Source organism: Flavobacterium sp. J372 (assembly GCF_024699965.1).
Taxonomy (GTDB): Bacteria; Bacteroidota; Bacteroidia; order Flavobacteriales; family Flavobacteriaceae; genus Flavobacterium.
Genome location: NZ_JAJOMZ010000004.1, coordinates 3,251,716 through 3,272,233, shown reverse-complemented (window position 1 = coordinate 3,272,233; position 20,518 = coordinate 3,251,716). Strand labels below are relative to the sequence as shown.

The window sequence follows — 20,518 nt, the reverse complement described above, 5'->3', positions numbered from 1 at the left end:
GATTTTTTTATGCCTTTCTTCCGGCTGGTTTTTCAAATTCAAAATAGGTCGTGGCATTCTCGCCGAGAACGATAAAGGCATTGAATTTTTTTGGGATTTGCTAACCATTCCTTTTATAAGGTGGGTTCTCCCTGCCTGTACCAACTGTTCTATTTCTGCATAGTTTAAATGGACACCACAGACCTTTAGATACTGTACCCAATTGCAGTCAGCTGAAGGGCATTTGACTAACTTATCCCTGAACTGAAGTTTGTGCTTTTTACATTTTGGGCAGGTGAGATCAGGATGTTTTTCTTTATGTATTGTGCTCGATAGCAATTCACCGGTTATAGTCGTAGCGTACTGCTCCATCTCCCGCTGAAAAACATCCAGGCTGAGCTGGCCATTTTCAACTTTCTCTAAAGCAAGCTCCCATTGCGCTGTCATAGCCACATCTGAAATACTTTTATCTTTAACGAGGTCATAAACTTTAAGTCCCTTTTCCGTGGGAATAAGCGATTTCTTAGTCCTCTGAATGTACGATCTTGATAAAAGCGTTTCGATGATGGCCGCACGGGTAGCCGGAGTGCCGATTCCAATGAGCTGGATTGCCTTTCGCTCGTGTTCATTCTCTATTGCTCTTCCGGCATGTTCCATGGCAGCCAATAAACTTGCATCAGTATATAGTGCTGGAGGACTTGTCTTCTTTTCCAGCACTTCAGTGCTTTTTATCTTGATTTCATCACCAACTGCAATTTCCGGCAAGACCTGTAATGAGGCACTTTCTTCATCGTCATATCTACCTTTTACTGCACGCCAGCCTGGCATCAGCACTTCTATTCCCTTGCTGACGAAAGTAGTACCTGACACCTCAAGGATAACCTCTGTTACCTTTTTAGTGCACGCTTCAGAAACTGCTTCAAGTAGCCTGTGGGCAATCATATCATAGATCAAATTTTCCATTGCTGATAAGGATATCGGAATTTTCTCGGTTACCAATAGCCCATGATGGTCGGTCACTTTTATATCATTGACTATGCGCTTATTCAGCCTCCCAAGCTTAAGCTTGCCAATCACCGATCCAATAGATGGCCTGGTTTCCAAAGCTTTTATAAGTTTCGGTACTTCACTCCACATGTCCTCCTGGATGTACTTGCTGCCAGTGCGGGGATAGGTGATGAATTTTTTTCATATAGGCCTTGGGCAATATTCAGCGTTTCTTCTGCGGAAAGGCCAAGCTGCTTGTTTGCTTCCTTTTGAAGGCCTGTTAAGTCAAACAATAGCGGCGGCTGTTCAGAAATGGTTTTATTATCCGCTGACAGTACAGTTGCTATGCCGATGCGTTGCACCATTCTCAATACATCTTCCGCTGCCTTTTTACCGTCCCAGTTGATTAATGATAGGCTTTTAAAGTCCGTGCCGTTCTTTTGATGTCCCAATTGGACCTGACAATATGTTTCTGCCTTAAAAGTGCTGTTTTCCAAAAACCTTTTGCAGATTATGGCGAGAGTGGGTGTCTGTACTCTTCCCAAGGAATATACACCGCTGCCTGCGGTTATGCTGAGCGCTTGGGAAGAATTGATGCCTACCAGCCAATCACCCTTGCTTCTGCCTTGGGCAGCGGAGTAAAGCCCGTCGAACTCACTACCTCCCTTCAGGTTGGCGAACCCTTGCCGTATCGCTTTTTCAGTTAGTGAACTTATCCACAAGCGCTTAAATGGTTTTTGGCATTTAAGGTAATCGTATATATACCGGAAAATCAATTCTCCCTCACGTCCCGCATCTGTTGCAACAATAATACTTTCGCAAGCCTTGAATAAATGATCGATTACCTTCAATTGTTTTGCAGCACCCGGATCGGCAACATAAGACTTATCCTTGCGTATTTTCCGCCCTGTTAATAAGAAGGGATTTGGCAGTATTGGCAGGGATTCCGCCAGAAATCCTTTAATGCCGTAATCTTCCGGCATGCCAAGGGCAACCAAATGCCCCAAAGCCCAGGTTATCTGATAGCCATTTCCCTGCGAGTAGCCGTCTTTTTTTTCCATGGCACCAAGCACTAGGGCAATTTCGCGTGCAACACTTGGTTTTTCTGCAATCACTACTATCATAATCCTTTATGTGTATATAGTTATATCTTCCTTCCTTTTGATTTGGAGGGTTTATCCTCCTGTTGCTGGGCTTGCTCTTGCTGAATTTTGCTGTCAGGATCCTGTTGGCCTGATTTCAATGGTTCATTGCTATGCTTGGTGGCTTCGTTGGTTTTACCTTCCGAATTGACGGCCACCTGCGTTTTGTTTTCCTCTTTTGGCTGGACTTTTTCCCTCAGTTTATCAGGATTGTTAAATGAAAAATCTGTCTTGCCGGTCTCCTTGTCAAAGGTGATATAGCCTTGGTAGCTTTGCCCTTTTTTATCAACCAGCCCGTCGATATAAACGGTCTGCCCTTCTTTGAACTTTTCATATTGCTTGTCGTCAAGCACTTTGTCTCTGAATTCACGAGGAGCTTCCTGTTGCCCTTCCTGATTACTTTGCTTTTGGCTAAGATCATTATTCCTGTCAAAGAGAAATTCTATATGGCCTTTATCTGCATTGAATTGGACTGAAGCGTCGAACGACTCGCCTTTCTTTGAAGTCATGCCTTCAATAAAAAGTGGCTTCCCTTCAGCTAAGGTTTGCTTCTGTTCATCATTAAGCTTAACGCCTTTAATTTCTTCGGGAATTTTCATCCACTCAGTGCGAAAGGCGACAAGTTCGTTGGTTAATCTGTCAACACTAATTACCGAAGGGATTTTTAAGTCAGGATTATTAGGGTACGTCAAATCAACTACTCGTCCCATATTTCCCTTAGAAAGTAAATTTTCCTTGTCCTCTTTTGTAAATTCATGCCCCCAGAAAGGAAATTGTACCTTCGGCTCTTTGTGAACGGGGTACATATTTAGTACAACCTCGCCTTCCTTATTGCTTTGCAAGGCTAAACGGGCTTCTATATAGGCTTTGGCTGAGCCAAGATTTATATTTACAGGCACCAACTCGTTCGTTTTATAACCTTTTAATAATGGTTCCAAAAGGTTCTTCGCCTCAAGCTTCTCTTTGCTTAATCCTAAATTTGACATAAATTCCCAATTAATCTGTTCCGGAGAGAATTTATAATCCCCGGTTTCGGTCTTTGTCTGCGTAGTTTCCATAATATTCTGATTTTCTTGTTTATCTTCTTGCTGGCCATTTACCATAAACTTTTCCAAAAAAGCTTTACCTTCCTCTGTCAGGTTACGTAGGTATTCTTCTATCTTCCTGGCCAATTCCTCAACCTTTTCAACCGGAATTTTGAAGAAAGAAAATTGCGTAGGGTTTTTAAGTTGGCTCTGGAAGTTGGAGAAGAAGTTTGAGAATATGTCACCATGTTTGTCTACACGCATGAACTGATTCTGATTCTTCCTGTCCGGATCAATGGTTTCCAGAGTTCCGTCTTTACCGATGCCTTTTACTGCATTTACTTTCTTTTGAGTTTTGTCGTGTACGAGCAAAATCTCTGGTTGCTGCTCCTGTACTTTTATCTGCTCACTTATTACCTCATTCATAGCTTCAGTGTTTTATACGGCCGAAAGTATTGTATTGGACACCTGTTCAATCCAAATTGGCATTCTACATCGTCGGTTTTCATTCGCTGGCTTACTGTTTTTGCCATTTATTATTAAAACTTTCCCTGATGAACTGCTCTACATCTGACAGCTTATAATATAGCTTGCCACTTATAGTGTAATAAGGCAGTCTCCCCGATGAGCGGTAACGCTGTAATGAGCGAGAACTGATTTTTAGTATTTGCAGTACATCCTGATTATCCAATAGCTCTTCACCATCAATAGCTGTAGATAATTGCTTTTTGTTTCCTACGAGCTCCATCACGATGTCAAAGCGTTCCATGATTTTTTGCATCCATGCAAGAAATTCTGTCCTATCTATATTCATAGCTAACTCGTTTATCAGTTTAACATCACAAAGTTGCTAAGCCTTAAGCGGTATCAAAGCCAAGGTTTGCCCATTGACATTGCACATTTAACATTATCAACTGTACATCATGGAACTATTAAGAAATAAGGACTTAAACTAAAAATTCGCATCCAATAGTTTTCTGAAACTACCATTTGCCAATGGGCATGCATTGGTAAAAAAAAAGCAGCCCATACTGGACTGCCTGAAACAGAATAGCACATGCTATATTCCTTTTTTCATGTAATGTTCCAAAGAGTATTTCAATTGGTCGAGAAACGATGTTTTAGTGCCTGTGCGCTCTTTCATACGATGGAAGGCGTGATGTATATCACCCAACTGTACGCGAAAAAGTACTTGAAATACAAAGGTTATTTTCCGAATGCCAATTTTACCGTGCGAAATTACCCCTGAAGCGTGCAGCGCATAAATCAATTCGATAAGCGCATTTTTTGAGTCTGTCCAAAAGATATCTTTAGTTGAGTCAGGATTTTGGAACAAGTTTGCAGGTGTATCATCAGGATTTATTTTTGTCACCAGATACGTGTATAATAATTCATTGGCAACAATACGCGACGCCTTGGAATCGTAATAGGTGGAGAACTGATGGTCAATCTCAAATACATAGCTATTAAGGCCATCGCGATAATTTATATTTCCTCTTGTGAAATATTCTTCATCACGATCGCAGCGCCCCGAACGATAATACCTGTAGAAGTATGAGCCACAAATGTGTTCCTTAAATTCCTGTTTAAGGTCCTGTAACTGGCCCAGAAAGAACTTATGATACATCTTTCCCCGACGAACAGGGCAAATAGTTTCTATCCTGAAAATCTTATTGTAGTAAATCAGCTTGCCTAAAATGTATGGCTTGATATTTCGGAAGAAATCAATTTCCTCCGTTTTATCAGTGAAGCCTTCTTTTATAATATGTTCCCTGGTCGAATGCAAAAGTTCTTTCAGATATTGTATCATCTGGTACGCTTCTTCAAGGAGCTGTTCTGTTTCAAGTGACAGTTTGTCCTCCTTCCTTCTGATTTCTGAGACGATTGTGTTTATAGAATATTTCATAGCGGAAATTTTAGATAGGTTTTAAATTTGTGTCCGGCTTACAATAAAATTGTCGCAGATTTGGGGAAGATCCTATTTTCCTGGATGCAGTTGCACAAAGTTCCGTAACGTTAGCCGGTAGTGCGTTGGGGACATTTTGCCGTATCTTTTGAAAAAGTTACTGAAAGTTGAAGAATCGTTGAAGTTGAGCGCGGTGCTGATTTCAGAAATGGTTAGGTTATCATTGGCCAGAAGCAGATATGCTTCTGATAAAATCGCGATTTCAATAAAGTGCTTAGCAGACATACCGGTTACCTCCCTGATCGCTTTACTCAGGTAACCTGCGCTTACAAACAACAGATCGGCATAGAACTTTACACTATGTTGCAAACTACAATGCTGCCTTAGTACACCAATGAAATTTATGACAAGTATTTCTTTCCTGCTGCGATGAATTGGGTAGCCCCCTTCAAGTTGGTACTGTAACAATCCAAATTCATATAACAGAAGATTGAAGCAGAGCACGACAATTTCATCATGCATAGCCGTGCGATTTTGAAAACTAACTTTTTGCTTCAGCAATTCAATAATTAAGAGCATTTGCTTTTGCTGCGCTGCTTCCAAATTTAGCAAAGTACCGCGATGTATAAGGACGAAGTCTATGTACCCGCTTCCGAACTTTGAAATTGCGCTATTATATGCAAATGCCGTGGAACAGGTTACAACGCAAATTCGTAATTTACCTGTAATTGATTCTGCTCTTGCCGTGTAAGGAATAACATAAAATTGACCGGTGGACACGCTAACGTGTTTTTGTTCTACCACAAATTCTATCGTACCGGAATCAACGAGAAGCATTGAAAACCTGGTTGTTTTTAAAAGCAAATTCAAACGATGGACCGACTTTATTTCTTTAAGGCAATGGACATCCAGTTCCCGTATCCAGGATGCAGAATTTTGTATTTCCATCATATTTAATTTTAAGAAAATTGTATATAAGCTATTTCGGAAGATACCTTGCCAGCAGTGCGGTCAGCACGAAAACTATATTGAGCATACTGGTTAACAGTAATGCGAATGAGTAATGTCTGGGACTGGAGCTTTTAATACCGCCATCATCCAGATACTTCACAATTTCATCACAAGCTAAGAGGTCTAAAATGAAGAACACGCTTATTAGGTTAAGCGCAATGAGGACAATGCAAGCAAGCTTTACAATCCTGCCCTCATTACGCATTAAAAAATGCTGAAACAATATCACTGGTTTAGAGAGAAATTTTGGTAAACTCCGACAGCGGCAGCCATCCTAAGCCCTAGGAATCCATTTGCTTCGGCACCATATACGGTCGCGGCATAACTTCCAACTGATGTCTCCCAGTCCTTATCCTTTCTTTTTTGCGATACAGGGAGTATCTCGCAATTGAAGTTGTTGTAAGAATGGTACGCTTTTCTGCCGAGGTAAAAGCTAGGCTGGAAAGAACCGAGGATTCGTACAGTACTATCAAATCGTAAAGGTCATCGTAGGGATCCTCACTGGCCAAAAGCAGTGATGTGATGAAGCCTGACAAGCTGAGTTGCGCAGTGCCGCTCAGGGATGAATCGGCAAGAACGTCATCAATTGCCGTGTTGTCGCTGGCAATCCAGATAATTTCACTGGTTAATCCCGCGAGAGAATCGATTGTAGCAGGGGCTTCCGGATAAGTAGCGGCTATGGAATCTATTATGAAACCAATTTCTTCGACTGATGTAGAATCAATATTTAAGCTGTCAAGTGTTTCGAGGATGTCATTATGTATCCTTCCCGTATAATCGTACGGATTTAAGATATTGCCGGGAGTGATTAGCGATTTTTTAGCGTTCACAGCTGTGGGCATTTTATCATCTTCTATGTCGTTAAAATCATTTGTACATGCAATGGTGAACAATGGCAGTGTTACTAGCCATACTTTTAAACTTTTCATGATGTCGTTGTGTTAAATGTGACTGATTACTTTTTTTCGTCAGTTCATTTTTCACCCGGGGAAAGCAGAACTTTTGCCTGACAATTGCCAAGCGGTTGCTTTTGAATTCACAGGCAAAGCTATAGGCAGCTAGGGCCCGAAGCAAGCCTGTATCTGGCGGTTTGCCGCATTTCGACTATCAATTTTCCGAAAATCGCTACCCTGATTTTTGCACTACTTTTGTAGGATGTCCCTTGATTTTTAAGTATATTTGATAACCTTACTGTTAAGAGAAATCCCCTACTTATAGCTTGGCCTGCGATGACTGACCAGCATGCTTATTGCAGAAAGGGAAACGACTAAAACTTAACCGATGATGGGAAAATATATCTTGATATTGTCCCTGTGCAATTGTATGTACATGGATGCCCAAGGAATTATTTCTAAAATTCCTGACTCGATCCGCAAAAAGGATTACGACTATATTTTTAACCGGATAGAAGATGAGAAGATCAACGATAGCCAAAGATCAACCTACCTTCAATCATTCTTAATTAAAGCCAAATCCGAAAAAATTGGGAAGAGCTTTCCAATGCCTATAAGAACTATGTTCACTATGCGCCAGACACCCTAAAGCTGATTTACGCTGATAGCATGGTCGGGGCAGCTAAGCGATCAAAAGACAATGAGATGATAGGTGCAGCTTATCTTTCAAAGGGTATAGCCTATTACAGGCAAAAAAGACTTGCCGAAGCGCTTGATTTTTATCTTATTGCAGATAGTTATATTATCAAGACCGCCAATGAATATCAGATTTATAAGGCTAAATATAATATCGGGCTTATTAAATTTTATCTCGGATTTTACGGTGAGGCAATAGCTTTGTTTGAGGAATGTATTGGCTTCTTTAAAAGAGACGACACACGGGGCTACTTAAATTCGCTGCATATGCTGGGAGTTTGTTATAACATGGTAGGAAACCATGGTCTGTGTTCAGAAATCAATAAAAGAGGTATTGAGGAAGGTCGCAGATTGGAAAATACTGACATGGAGCCATATTTTGTACACTCAGAAGGTGTCAATCAATGCCTAATCCATAATTATGCTCTTGCCATTGAAAAAATTAAGTCCGCCCTGCCGGCAATAAGCAAAGCTGGTGACTTCGCTAATGAGTCAATAGGGCACTTCTATCTTGGAAAATCCTATTGGGCATTGGGGAATAAAGAGCTCGCAATAACTTATTTTAAAAAAGTAGATCAAATCTATGAGCGGAAAGACTATTTAAGGCCAGATATGAGGGAAGGTTACGAACTAATGATTTCGTATTATGAGAGCATTGGGTTGCAAGATGTTCAACTGTATTACATTAAAAAACTTCTACGGGCAGACCGGATGTTGCATAAAACATACGCCTATCTACAAGGTAAAATACATAAGGAATATGATACTAAAAAACTGAAACAGCAGAAAAATGATATAGAGAAATCGCTGAACAGGCGCAAATACAACGATAGGATATTCATATCTGTAATAGTTGCCCTTTGCGTGTTTGTAATTGCAATTATCACAAGATATCTGAAAAGTAAAAAAGAAATTAGAAGGAAATATGAAGAGCTGGTCCAGAAGCTCGAAGCCTCTAAAAAAGTAAAATCTGCTACAAGCGAAAACAATGGATTGTCTATGAGTAAAGATGCGGAGGCTATGGTTCTTTCACAAGTCGAAAAATTTGAAGACAGTAAGAAAATTCGTGAGAGGGATTTAAACCTGACAAAATTGGCAGGATTCTTTAATACGAATCCCAAATATCTTTCTGAAATAATTTTGAAGTATAGGCAAAAAAGTTTCAATAATTATCTCAATGGTTTGAAAGTGGATTACATTGCCGAAAAAATCAGGAACGAGAGGATGTTACAGAATTACACCGATAAAGCTTTGGGAGAGGAAGCCGGCTTTAGCAGCACACGGAGATTTGTAAATGCTTTTGAAACCCAAACTGGAATATCTCCAAGAGACTTTATCGAAGAACTTAAGAAGGACCAACAGGCCAATACCTAAAGTTAGTATTCTTTACACCGCCTCAATATCATTTCTTAATGTAAGCATTCCATAAATCGGCAAAGAGTTTTGATATTTGGTTATTGCCTCGAAGTTTACTCCCATTCCTTTTATAGCGTTTATCTGTAAATAAGTTCTTCAGGTCTGACCTTACTTTCTTATTATTATTGCTCCAAAAAAGTCCCATAATTTGTTGTCGCTAAAGTAGATTGAACTGACGTAAATTCATCTCCACAATTTTATTTATTTCTGCATTTACATCCGAACGCTGCTCATCGATTCCCGCCTGAATTCCGTCCATTAAACTTTTGAAATTTACTTCTGAATTTGTACCAGAGATTAATTTTGTAGTATGTTTTACATGTTGCAAGTACTGCCATTTCTCAACTGGAAAAAATGTTTCATACCAATTGATTTTATTATCGGGAAATTCCTTTTGTATAAGTCTTGCCAGTTCATATAAAGCTTCGGCCTCAATCCAAGATTTTAAGATTAAGTGCTCAATCCACTCAGACACCAAAATACCTTTATCTTCCCGAGTTAAATATAATTTTGCTCTCTCAATAAAATAGATAGGCTTACTTCTGCCGTCCTTATAAAAATTAACGATGTCTTCTTCAACTCTTATATCAATCATAGTTTATTAGATTTTGAGCTAATTAGTCACTCAATTAAAAACGGAATTTTATGGTAAGCTAAGAGCGGTCGTTTAGCTGTGCAAAGCTAAAGATTAAATGGAGTGTTTACCAAAAGATGGTTCATCAAATTGTCCATTTGTCTTTGATACCAGTTTAAAGCAATTGGGAAATTTGTATCCCGCCGTGTTATTTTTGCGAGAGGTATTTCCAAGATAAAATCCTTGGGACTTGTGATTCCCATAATTCTGAAAAAGTCACCGCGAGGCCAGAAGTTGACATCTCTTATTGAAGAGATCAGTATATCATAAGTACCGTTAGCATCGAAAAATGATTTAAAATCGTTGATAATGTCGACGGTATCTGTAGGTGAATTTATAATTATATTGACGGTTTTACCAAACCTGTTTGGTCCCTGTAGCACTACCCTGAAATCTGTAAAGGTCGCCGGAAACGTTCCGGCTGTAACCAGGTACCCAGCAGCTATTAAATTTTCGGTAAGGCGATAAATAGTTTCACTTTTTCCGACAGATTGAGCTCCGCCGATTAATAAGCAATCCATGTGTCTAAATGTTATTGGTTATAGAGGTATTTAAGGCTGCTTCAAGTTCTGCCGTAAATATGTTAATTGGTCTTGATGCGAAATTAGAATTTTCTTAGGATAAAGTAGATAGTTACAATGAAAAGTTACCGTTCCGCATAACGTCAGCGAACTGTGTCATTCATCCCCTTTAAGCCAATAGAGTACTTCTTTCCGCTGAGTCTGATTGTGAAGAAAGAAAGTTTTATAATGAGTAAAATTTGCCGGTACGGTTTTACTGAAGAGCTGTGAATGAATTGAAACTGTCGTAAGCTCAAAACCTACAGAATTAAAATCTAAATCGTACAGTTCGCTGTATGATGTATGTTTGCTCGATGGAAAATCCAGGTATTCTTTATTAAATTCCGCGGTTCCAAAATAGCTAATCATTGCTGCTTCAAGAATGGTAATCTGTTGGTCGAAGGAAATAGGAGTAGATTCGACTTTATTCAGATGTTCCAAATCATCTTCAAATTGACTTGGATTATAAAAGGTCTTTGGGTCAAAAACCGTCATCAAGCTTGGTTCAAATGTCAAACTCAAAAACCAGACTTCGTAATCAGGAAATCTATTTTGAGTATCGAAATAAATTTTCTGAGCTTTTTCATGTTTCTCCAAACGATCCACAGTAATCCGCTTTCCTTTCTTGCTAAAGGCTTGTCCCACATACAGTACCTCAAGATTGGATTCGTTATAATATTTTCCATTCTGTGCAGTGAGATATTTAAAAAGTAAATTGGTTTTACCTTCAGAGTGGAAAGATTTCTTTGGACCGTAAGCCTTATAAAAATTATTCGGGTAATCGCACTCAATGCTTTCTATTGGCTGGTGCTTTCTATTGATGGTTTTACTACGATGTCTTTGCGTACGCCTTGGACATTAGTAAAGAATGTCAGGGTAATTTGGGTCGGGGTGATTGTTGATTTACCAACATCGAGCATTATCTTTGGGGACCGGCAGATCAGGTAAATATGAAGCGGTAACTCTTTAAGGACTTTGGCCCTCGCTTTGTCATATACAGTATCTTGTTGTTTTAATAACAAAAATCGAGCGCTAAGACTTATTACGTTTTCTAAATTTCGCTGCATGTTCGTTTTATAAGGTTAAAGTCCATTAACTCCGTAACTATGAATAGAGATGCTTTAAAATTTCATCTTTATTTGTCAAAAGCGATTCGTCCTGTTCTTTCCACTCAATTTTGTTTGTAATATCAATATTATCGCAAAAATGCCCGCCATTAGCAATTACGGTTTTTTCGCCATTTTTATAAACGATTTGTGTACTACAGACAAGGGGCATCAAATATTTGTCAACTGCTTCAGGAGTCAGAACTATATTTACTCCAAAATATTGAGTTTGGACACTCGGATATGTTATGCCACTTGTTTCTGGGTGCAGTAAAATTATATTAGTGTATGCGGCGCTAATTTTGTAATCGTCCGCATTAGTCACTTTTTTTGAAAACTCTTCACTTATAAACTTTAAAAAATCCAAATGAAAACGTATTTCCTTTTCTTCCAGTCCTTTATCCAGAAGAAATCTCTTTTGTTTCTCAAAGGATGCTCTGATATCCGGATTATTCTCCAACGCATATTCAGAGAAAACAACTTCAACAACCAGAAACTCATCATTGGTTTTCCATCTACTAACAGTATAATATTTTCCGTCAGGACAATCTTTATTTTCCCGGAACAAATCAGAGGTTTCAGCAATTGCAGTAAGTCTTTGCTTGTCAATTAATGTGCTTTCCAACGCACCGTAAAACATTACCTGATGCGGACAGTTTGCTCTTCCAAATGATAAGAGATGCTTGTCAATGACTTCCTGCTCTTTAATATATCCTAAATTATCAATGTGCTCGTATAGTACGGAACCCTTATTAGGTCGGACTCTGTCGATATGTGCATTTTTCTGAACTTTTGCCAAAGGGACCGGAATGAATTTTATTCCATTTTTTAATAGATCGACTATTTCATCATAAGATACATCTGATAGATCTTGTGAAAATTCTTTAAGCTTTTCAAATGCTTCGTATTTGTCCATGAATTGTTATTAAACGGTTTATTGTTTTGTATGGCGACTGCCGCGCTCTACGCTAAATCTTTTGGCAAAAGGATGCCGCTGCGATCCCTGTCGCGAAAGCAAAATACGAAACCTACTTAATCCAGGCCCGCAAAAAACAGAGCAAATCAAAAATTATTAGTAAACCGCCGATTTTAGTGAGCACACTCTCTTACAAGTTCAGAAATATATAACGATTGACGGAACCTTTGAATATTAACTCCGAACTGATCTAATTTCCTTTTACGGACTTTGATACGAAGTCATCATTAATCTTTGAACCGTGCTTGTCTTCGATTATTTGAAAGAAATCAGAAAGTGAAATGTTTTTGTAGAAACACATAATTGCAAGAGTGGATAAAGGAATTCTATATCCGTCTTCACTTTGTAATTTTGTCAATATATGCCTATGAACTCCTAATTCTTTGCTTTGTGGCTCTATAGGTTTAGTCCAATCAATCCAATTATCTCTAATGTAGGCGCATACAAATTTGTCAAGTAAAAAAATTTTACCTGCCGGATCTGGTGTCTTTTTATTACCACTGTTTTTGGCCATTAGACAAAAAAATAAATTATCAATAAAAATTACTGTCACTATCGTGACAGTATGGTGATTTTTTATTATGTTTGTGAATGATTATCTATATTTGCGATACTTCTAAAAATATTTGAAGCATTCGCTTTGAACCCGCATTGGAAAACTGGTAATTTTTATACGCGCGGGATGATAAGTGTAAATGCTCACGCCTCTATAGGGCGTGGGCTCACTTATTCGCGCGTAAGGGTATACCAGTACCTCCAATGCAATAAGCTGAGTACTGCGCCTCTTTTTTGGGCTCTAACTCACTCTCAAAGCTCACGTCTTTATCTAGGGAGTCGCAACCGTTATTAACTTTAGATTGGTTGCCTATGATATAGTGCTACACACTCTGTTTATAATGCCTGGCCCGTACTGGTATTCCTTCTGGGTTAGTTAGGGGAAGGGCCAGGTTCTTTGTTTGGAAAAGAAATTTATCTGTTTCCTTTAGATCTTAAAGGCTTAAGCTTTATTCTTTATAACTTTTCTTACTTACCGGATTTGGGATGACTACGCCTTCGCTAAACTAATTAACAAGAAAAGCCTTCTATTACTATGGTGGAACTAAGCTATAGAAGGCGAGAGAAAATCAAAACTATCGTTTCATTTTAATCCTATTTAAATTTATGAAAAATCTTTCATTAAACAAGGGCAGGCCCTCCTGTCTTTGTATTTTCATTTTTACAATTTTATTATCTCATCAGGTTTTTGCATCACGCCTAACGTTTGGAAGCTACGCGCAGCAAACTCAGCAACAAATTACTGGTATCGTATCCGACGCTTCGGGACCGCTACCTAACGTCACGGTCAATGTAAAGGGAACTAATATTTTCACTTCGACTAATGAAAAAGGACAGTTTGCAATTACTGCAAGCTCGACCGATGTCCTGGTGTTCTCCTTTATTGGCTTCACCACACAAGAGATTCCAGTTGGTACACAAGCGTCAATAAATCTAGTGATGGCAGAAGACAGCACACAGCTTCAGGAAGTCACCATAAATGCGGGATATTATTCAGTTAAGGACAAAGAAAGGACTGGTAGCATAGCCCGAATTAAATCAGCGGACATAGCTCTTCAGCCCGTAAGCAGTCCTATAGCCGCTATGCAAGGGCGTATGTCGGGTGTTAACATTATTCAGTCCGCCGGGACACCAGGCAGTGGGTTTAGCATTCAGGTGCGTGGAATCAACTCTTTACGGGGTACAGGGAATGATCCATTGTATGTTATTAACGGCGTACCCTATGCATCGCAATCGCTGGGCAGCAACGAAGTGTCGGGTGGTTTATTCGGAGGGCTGTCAAATCCTCTCAGCAGTATAAATCCTGCGGATATCGAGAGCATCGAGGTATTAAAAGACGCGGATGCCACAGCCATTTACGGTTCGCGTGGCGCAAATGGTGTGGTATTGATTACAACCAAAAAAGGTAAAGCCGGACGTACGCGCTTTGATGTACAAAGCTATACGACAGTCGGTAAGATTACCAACAAACTCGACCTGCTCAATACAGGACAGTATCTGGCCATGCGTAGGGAAGCATTCGAGAACGATGGTATCAGCGAATATCCCGAAGATGCCTATGACGTCAATGGTACTTGGAGCCAGACACGGAATACCGATTGGCAGAAGGAACTCATCGGAGGTACAGCTAATATTTATAACGCACAACTAACTGTTTCCGGAGGTTCCGATCTGACACAGTTCCTGCTCAGCGGCACATATCGCAAGGAGACGACGGTATTTCCCGGCGACGCGCATTTTAATCGTGGTGCAGCAGCAGTCAACATTACCCATCGCTCAGAAGATGACCGTTTCAGGCTAATGTTCTCAGCCAACTATTCGGGGGACAAGAATACCCTGCCGGGCATTGACCTGACAAGGCAAGCCTATACGCTCGCGCCAAATGCGCCGGCACTTTACGATGATGCCGGAAACCTTAACTGGGAAAATGGAACATTTGAAAATCCTTTGGCGCAGCTAAACGGAAATTATATCAACACAACCAATACCTTAGTTGCCAATACGATGCTATCGTTCAAACTGCCCGCGGGGTTCGAGGCCAAAACAAGCTTGGGGTTTACCGACTCTCAGTTGTCTGAAGTCAGGTCCTTGCCCTATACGATCTACAACCCGGTTTCTGGATTCACAAGCGCAATGTCTGAAATGGTTGTCAACGATGGCAAGCGCCGCTCCTGGATCATTGAACCGCAACTGACCTGGCAAAAAAAATGGGACCTGGCAGAGCTGAACGTACTTGCAGGCACGACATTCCAGAACCAAGAGCAGGAAATGTTGGCGATAGACGCTTATGGCTTCCCGAGCAATGCGCTGATGAACAGCCTTTCAGCAGCGACAACGTTAACGATACTCAGGGATGAGCAGTCTGACTACCGCTACAACGCTTTTTTCGGACGTATAAATGCTGTTATAAAAGACCGTTACATCATCAACCTTACAGGACGACGTGATGGGTCAAGCCGCTTCGGTACAGGAAACCGTTTCGCCAACTTTGGCGCGGTTGGTGCGGCATGGATTTTTTCCTCTGAACCTTTCCTTGAGCAGACGCGCTCAGTTCTGAGCTTCGGTAAACTGCGTGCCAGTTATGGCGTAACGGGTAATGACCAAATAGGCGATTACCAATACTTGGACACCTATCAAATAACACCCAACGTTTATGACGGTGTTATTGGCATTCAGCCAACCAGGCTTTTCAATCCGAAGTTCGGCTGGGAAACAAATAAGAAGTTTGAAGCTGCGATGGAATTGGGCTTTTTCCAGGACAGGATTTTCCTCTCAGCTTCCTGGTTTCGCAATCGTTCGTCAAACCAGCTAGTCGGTGTGCCCCTTCCCGGAACGACCGGATTTCCTACAATACAGGCCAATCTTGATGCCACCGTGGAAAATACGGGCTTCGAGTTTGAGTGGCGTTCAGAGAACTTTAAATCAAAGGATTTTAGCTGGATAACTTCGCTCAACCTCACTATACCGCGTAATAAACTTCTGGCTTTTCCAGACTTAGAGACCTCGACTTACAAAAATCGGTTCATGGTCGGACAGTCCATCTTTATCCAAAAACTTTATCATTACACGGGTATTGACCAAGATACCGGCTTGCATACCGTAGAAGATGTCAACGGAGATGGCGCAATCACTGCCGCAGAAGACCTCACGTCATTTATCGACTTCTCGCCAAAATATTATGGAGGTATAGCCAATCAATTGACCTATAAAAACTGGTCGCTTGATTTCCTTTTCCAGTTTGTTAAACAAAAAGGAGCGGCAATGACTAATTCATTTCTGGTGCCTGGTGCTTTCTCGAATCAAATGTCACAGGTACAAAGTCATTTTCCTGTTGACGGCAATGCAGCGGTTGCCCAATTGTATACTACCGGGGAAAATGCAGACGCAGTACAAGCTTATAACAACTTTGTGCTCAGTGACGCCATGGTACAGGATGCTTCGTTCGTAAGGTTAAAAAGCTTGAGCCTTTCCTACACATTACCGTCACTTTGGTCACCTACGACAAGCGCACGGATTTACCTGCAGGGACAAAATCTGCTGACGTTCACTAAATATGAGGGAGCCGACCCAGAGAACAATTCAGCCTATTTCCTGCCGCCATTACGACAATTCACTTTAGGGGCTCAAATCAGTTTCTAACTAAAATTTATTCATATGACAACAATTAATAATATCCCAAATAATCCTCGGCCTAAGCTAAAACTGTACACGGTGTCGGTTATAGTGATGGTTCTGTCACTGCTTTCCTGCGAAAGTTTTATCGAAGTTGACATGCCCCAATCTGAACTCACTGGCAATGCCGTCTATGAGGATGTAACCACCGCCAATGCCGCACTTGCGGACATATATGCCCGCATGCGCGAGGGTGGGGTCGCTTCAGGCACTTCGTTCGGGGGTACGTTTCTTATGGCAAACTACGCTGATGACATGGATTTCTATGGCACAAATACTCTTAATGAGCAATTCAACAAGCACACACTGCTTCCGTCCAATGCAAATTTGCTGCGACTCTGGAATACGACCTATGGAGAAATTTATGCCATTAATGCGCTTTTGGAAGGTGTACAATCATCGGCGGCAATTACGGGAGATGACCGCAACAGGTTGCTTGGTGAAGCCTATTTTCTCAGGGCATTCAATTATTTTTACCTTGTCAATCTTTTCGGTGATATCCCTTATATCACAACAACCGATTATGAGCTTAATGCTGCGATCGGCAAAACATCGGCTACTGAGGTCTGGAACAACATCATTCAGGATCTTCTACTAGCCGAATCCATTTTGCCTGAAAGTTATCCATCTTCAGCACGCGTTAGAGCGAATCGGGCTACCGTACATGCAATGCTTGCAAGAGTTCATCTTTATACTCAGAACTATTCACAAGCCGAAGCCTATGCAACCCTGGTAATCGAAAGCGGCGATTATTCAATCGATACAGATCCGGCAGCTGCATTTTTAAAAGACAGCCCTTCAATTATTTGGTCCTTCCACCCGGGTATTGAAGGCCAAAACACCAAGGATGCGACAACTTACAATTTTACAAGCGGTCCACCCACCAAGCCCGCACTATCCGTAAATCTATACGATTCGTTTGAAAACGGCGATTTACGTAAAACAAACTGGATTGCAGTCATTTCCAATCCAAATGGAACCTGGTACAGGCCTTTTAAGTATAAGCTAAACGCGCCTACACCCGAGTCCCAGGAATATACGCTACTTCTACGGCTTGAGGAACAGTACCTGATCCGTGCCGAAGCACGTGCCTTCAACGGCAACATTCCAGGCGCACAGGCAGATATTGATGTCATCCGAACCCGCGCAGGGCTCCCCGCCACTTCAGCTGCAACGCAGGAAGAATTGGCCGCTGCTATATTACAGGAGAGACGACATGAACTTTTCACCGAGCAGTGCCATCGGTGGTTCGATCTTAAGCGTACCGGCAATGCAGAAAGTGTCTTGAGCCTCATAAAACCCAACTGGCAGATGCGTGACATTTGGTTGCCTTTGCCTGAGGCTGAATTGTCACTCAACGAAAACCTGCTTCCACAAAATCCCGGATATTAAAATGAAAGCGATCCGATTTATAATAGCTTTTTGTGTGATTGCCGGGCTTCCGGCCAACGCTCAGGAAGGGAATCTAAAAGTTACACCCGATGATTTTGAAAAGTGGGGAACGTTGTCGGGAGAAGGACTGTCACCGAATGGCAAATGGGCTGCCTTTAGGATGGAATATACATCGGGAAAAGATACGCTTTTCCTTCAAAACCTCGACAAGGGCAAACAGAACTATTTCCCAAATGGGCACCTAATTGCCTTTAGCCCGGATTCAAAAAGAATCGCGGTCCGGCTACAGGGTAATACTATCAGTTTGATTGATTTGGCAAGCAAAAATGCTGTAGCGTATTCTGGGGTAACGCGATTTGATTTCCTGCCTGACGGGAAGTATCTCGTGCTTTATCAAAGTACAGGGCATAATATCCTTTCCCTTTTTGATCGGCAGCATAAATTGTTGACCGAACGCGATAATGTTTCAGATTACACTGTTTCCCGCCAAGGCAAAGTCGCGATAATCGAACCGGGGGCTGTTTCGCTGTTGGATGTTACGGATTTAAAGGTTTCGAAAATAACGACCGATACCCTTTCCGCATACAGTAGGATCCATTGGAGTAAGTCAGGCAGAAGTCTTGTATTCTTCAGCAAAGCAAAAAAGGACGGCAACATTTCTATTGTGCATTATGATTGTGCAAATCAACAGTCCAGATTGCTTGAAAGTACCAAGATCATTTTTCAAGGCCAGCTGCATGCGATAGAGCCTTACAAACTTGCGGTTTCCGATGACGAAATGCATGTTTATTTTCTTGCCAACGAGATAAGCACCGCTGAAGCAACAGAAACACTCGTCGAGATTTGGGATTCCGAGACATTTTACGAATATCCTATGATTGAGCAATTAAAACAGCCTGGGATGAATGCGGCCCTATCACTTTGGGATGTAGTATCGAGTAAGCTGCACAAACTAGATGGCGATGATTTTCAAAATGTAAAGATATTGCCGGGCGGCAGGTATGCGCTCGCCGAATCCAGATCATCTATGGTTTCGCGTACAGCAGAATTGGCGCCGGCTGATTATTACAGCATTGATCTGAAAACCATGCGATCCCAACTTATGGTTAAACAATGCAGCCGCTCTGCAGGACTGATTAAAGCGGACCCATCCGGGCAATTCGTGAGCTATTTCAAAGACGGGAATTATCATATTTTTGACAATCAGAGCGGGAAGACAACAAATATTACCGCTGCCATACCTATTGATTTCAGGGATGCGGAGTTCGACGACTCCGGTGCGAACCCCGGATACTATAGCCCAGGATGGACCTCGGACGGCCGAAGTGTCATCCTCTATGACCAATACGATGTGTGGTTATTTTCACCTGATGGAAGAATTGCCAAAAAAATAACCGATGGCCGTAAGGATAAGACAAGATTTAGGGTAGTGGTCGACCGCAGTCAGACCGAGCGTGGTACAGTAGCGTCAAACGCTTGGGAAAAAAATGACATTCAAAAAGGCATTATTCTTTCCGCGCGAGGTGCTGACATGGCATCAGGCTACTACTATTATGACGACAAAAAAGGTTTGGTTAAATTGCTATATGGCTCCTTCAAAGCATCCAGGATTATAAAGGCCACAGAAGCGAACGAATATTTATATGTCGAAGAGACTAGTGCTCGTCCGCCCAGCCTAAACATACTCAGTTCCAACAAAAAGCCAAGACGTATTTTTCAATCGAACAGACATTCAGTAAAATATGATTGGGGACGATCCGAACTGATTGCCTATACCAATTCACACGGAGATTCGTTGAAGGGTGTGCTCATATATCCCGCGGGGTACGTGAAAGGCAAAAAGTATCCGATGGTAGTCTACATATATGAAAGACTATCCTCAACCTTGCATGACTATAACAATCCTGTATTGGCAGATCGTGCAGGATTCTCGGCTCCTGCCTATTTTCTCGATGGCTATCTGGTACTTATGCCTGATATTAAATATGAGCTGAACGCTCCCGGCCCATCGGCACTTGATTGCGTAACTTCGGCAGTAAACGCAGTGATAAATCGAAATGTTGTACAGGAAAATCACATAGGGCTGATCGGACACTCCTTTGGAGGTACGGAAACGGCATTTATCGTTACCCAAACGAAGATGTTCGCTGCAGCGGTATCAAGCGGGGCAGTTACGGATCCCGTAAGTTATTACCTGACCTTAAATCCTTTTACAAACAGGTCTAATAACTGGCGATTCGAATCGCACCAGTTTAGGATGAAAACTTCCCCTTTACACGATTGGGATAGCTTCATTCGTAATTCTGCTATAGCCCATGCTGCTAATATCACAACCCCGCTTCTGAGTTGGTCTGGCAAAAGCGATGGCTCGGTCAATTACGAGCAAGGTATTGAACTGCATCTGGCTCTTCGAAGGCTTAATAAGCGAAATATATTCCTATTGTATCCCAACCAGGGACATATCCTATCGGACGAAAAAGCAAAAAGGGATGTAACCAAAAGGGTAAAAGATTGGTTCGACCTGTATTTAAAAGAGTAATAGAACTAAAAGCAAAGCAATGCGGATAT

14 protein-coding genes and 1 pseudogene are annotated in these 20,518 nt (G+C 41.3%); 4 read left to right on the top strand and 11 right to left on the bottom strand.

Going from position 1 to position 20,518, the window contains the following annotated elements; translation table 11 throughout:
* Window positions 1–7 precede the first annotated feature (7 nt).
* From LRS05_RS16050 to LRS05_RS16025, 6 genes and pseudogenes are all read right to left on the bottom strand, one after another.
* Window positions 8–2,090: pseudogene (locus LRS05_RS16050) on the bottom strand (DNA topoisomerase).
* A gap of 20 nt (window positions 2,091–2,110) precedes the next feature.
* Entirely contained in the window at window positions 2,111–3,559 is a 1,449-nt protein-coding gene (locus LRS05_RS16045) for a DUF3945 domain-containing protein (RefSeq protein WP_223053806.1), read from the bottom strand.
* A gap of 91 nt (window positions 3,560–3,650) precedes the next feature.
* Window positions 3,651–3,947, bottom strand: a complete 297-nt coding sequence (locus tag LRS05_RS16040; protein WP_223053807.1) for a helix-turn-helix domain-containing protein — start codon at window positions 3,945–3,947, stop codon at window positions 3,651–3,653.
* Window positions 3,948–4,193: 246 nt separating this feature from the next.
* On the bottom strand, window positions 4,194–5,039 hold the full coding sequence (locus LRS05_RS16035; RefSeq protein ID WP_223053808.1) for an RteC domain-containing protein: 846 nt from the start codon (window positions 5,037–5,039) through the stop codon (window positions 4,194–4,196).
* A 72-nt stretch (window positions 5,040–5,111) separates the two neighbouring features.
* On the bottom strand, window positions 5,112–5,990 hold the full coding sequence (locus LRS05_RS16030; RefSeq protein WP_257869191.1) for an AraC family transcriptional regulator: 879 nt from the start codon (window positions 5,988–5,990) through the stop codon (window positions 5,112–5,114).
* A gap of 341 nt (window positions 5,991–6,331) precedes the next feature.
* Entirely contained in the window at window positions 6,332–6,892 is a 561-nt protein-coding gene (locus tag LRS05_RS16025; protein WP_257869190.1) for a hypothetical protein, read from the bottom strand.
* 756 nt (window positions 6,893–7,648) lie between these two features.
* Here LRS05_RS16025 and LRS05_RS16020 point away from each other — a divergent pair.
* Window positions 7,649–9,013, top strand: a complete 1,365-nt coding sequence (locus LRS05_RS16020) for an AraC family transcriptional regulator (protein WP_257869189.1) — start codon at window positions 7,649–7,651, stop codon at window positions 9,011–9,013.
* Window positions 9,014–9,212: 199 nt separating this feature from the next.
* On the opposite strand, the gene LRS05_RS16015 is transcribed toward LRS05_RS16020, so the two are convergent.
* The 5 genes from LRS05_RS16015 to LRS05_RS15995 form a co-directional block, all read right to left on the bottom strand.
* Window positions 9,213–9,650, bottom strand: a complete 438-nt coding sequence (locus LRS05_RS16015; protein WP_223053812.1) for a hypothetical protein — start codon at window positions 9,648–9,650, stop codon at window positions 9,213–9,215.
* Between the two features lie 86 nt (window positions 9,651–9,736).
* Complete coding sequence (locus LRS05_RS16010) at window positions 9,737–10,210, bottom strand: hypothetical protein (protein ID WP_223053813.1); 474 nt, start codon at window positions 10,208–10,210, stop codon at window positions 9,737–9,739.
* Window positions 10,211–10,366: 156 nt separating this feature from the next.
* The gene (locus LRS05_RS16005; RefSeq protein WP_257869188.1) at window positions 10,367–10,894 is read right to left on the bottom strand and encodes a hypothetical protein; all 528 of its coding nucleotides are present in this window, start codon (window positions 10,892–10,894) and stop codon (window positions 10,367–10,369) included.
* Between the two features lie 459 nt (window positions 10,895–11,353).
* A complete protein-coding gene (locus tag LRS05_RS16000; protein WP_257869187.1) occupies window positions 11,354–12,271 on the bottom strand; it encodes a hypothetical protein in 918 nt (305 codons plus the stop codon).
* 250 nt (window positions 12,272–12,521) lie between these two features.
* Window positions 12,522–12,845 carry a helix-turn-helix transcriptional regulator gene (locus tag LRS05_RS15995; RefSeq protein ID WP_257869186.1) on the bottom strand — a complete coding sequence of 108 codons (324 nt, stop codon included), beginning with the start codon at window positions 12,843–12,845 and terminating at the stop codon, window positions 12,522–12,524.
* Window positions 12,846–13,492: 647 nt separating this feature from the next.
* Here LRS05_RS15995 and LRS05_RS15990 point away from each other — a divergent pair.
* From LRS05_RS15990 to LRS05_RS15980, 3 genes are read left to right on the top strand one after another with little or no spacing between them, the layout of a single operon-like run.
* Entirely contained in the window at window positions 13,493–16,525 is a 3,033-nt protein-coding gene (locus tag LRS05_RS15990; RefSeq protein ID WP_257869185.1) for a SusC/RagA family TonB-linked outer membrane protein, read from the top strand.
* 15 nt (window positions 16,526–16,540) lie between these two features.
* Entirely contained in the window at window positions 16,541–17,950 is a 1,410-nt protein-coding gene (locus LRS05_RS15985; protein WP_223053819.1) for a RagB/SusD family nutrient uptake outer membrane protein, read from the top strand.
* A gap of 1 nt (window position 17,951) precedes the next feature.
* Window positions 17,952–20,489, top strand: coding sequence for a S9 family peptidase (locus tag LRS05_RS15980; protein WP_223053820.1), 2,538 nt, complete (start codon window positions 17,952–17,954; stop codon window positions 20,487–20,489).
* Window positions 20,490–20,518: the final 29 nt, after the last annotated feature.

Coding starts and splice junctions, on each gene's coding strand:
- LRS05_RS15995 (WP_257869186.1), bottom strand. CDS start 12,845: ATGGCCAAAAACAGTGGTAATAAAAAGACACCAGATCCGGCAGGTAAA.
- LRS05_RS16020 (WP_257869189.1), top strand. CDS start 7,649: ATGATAGGTGCAGCTTATCTTTCAAAGGGTATAGCCTATTACAGGCAA.
- LRS05_RS16035 (WP_223053808.1), bottom strand. CDS start 5,039: ATGAAATATTCTATAAACACAATCGTCTCAGAAATCAGAAGGAAGGAG.
- LRS05_RS15985 (WP_223053819.1), top strand. CDS start 16,541: ATGACAACAATTAATAATATCCCAAATAATCCTCGGCCTAAGCTAAAA.
- LRS05_RS16000 (WP_257869187.1), bottom strand. CDS start 12,271: ATGGACAAATACGAAGCATTTGAAAAGCTTAAAGAATTTTCACAAGAT.
- LRS05_RS16045 (WP_223053806.1), bottom strand. CDS start 3,559: ATGAATGAGGTAATAAGTGAGCAGATAAAAGTACAGGAGCAGCAACCA.
- LRS05_RS16015 (WP_223053812.1), bottom strand. CDS start 9,650: ATGATTGATATAAGAGTTGAAGAAGACATCGTTAATTTTTATAAGGAC.
- LRS05_RS15990 (WP_257869185.1), top strand. CDS start 13,493: ATGAAAAATCTTTCATTAAACAAGGGCAGGCCCTCCTGTCTTTGTATT.
- LRS05_RS16030 (WP_257869191.1), bottom strand. CDS start 5,990: ATGATGGAAATACAAAATTCTGCATCCTGGATACGGGAACTGGATGTC.
- LRS05_RS16025 (WP_257869190.1), bottom strand. CDS start 6,892: ATGCCCACAGCTGTGAACGCTAAAAAATCGCTAATCACTCCCGGCAAT.
- LRS05_RS16010 (WP_223053813.1), bottom strand. CDS start 10,210: ATGGATTGCTTATTAATCGGCGGAGCTCAATCTGTCGGAAAAAGTGAA.
- LRS05_RS16040 (WP_223053807.1), bottom strand. CDS start 3,947: ATGAATATAGATAGGACAGAATTTCTTGCATGGATGCAAAAAATCATG.
- LRS05_RS15980 (WP_223053820.1), top strand. CDS start 17,952: ATGAAAGCGATCCGATTTATAATAGCTTTTTGTGTGATTGCCGGGCTT.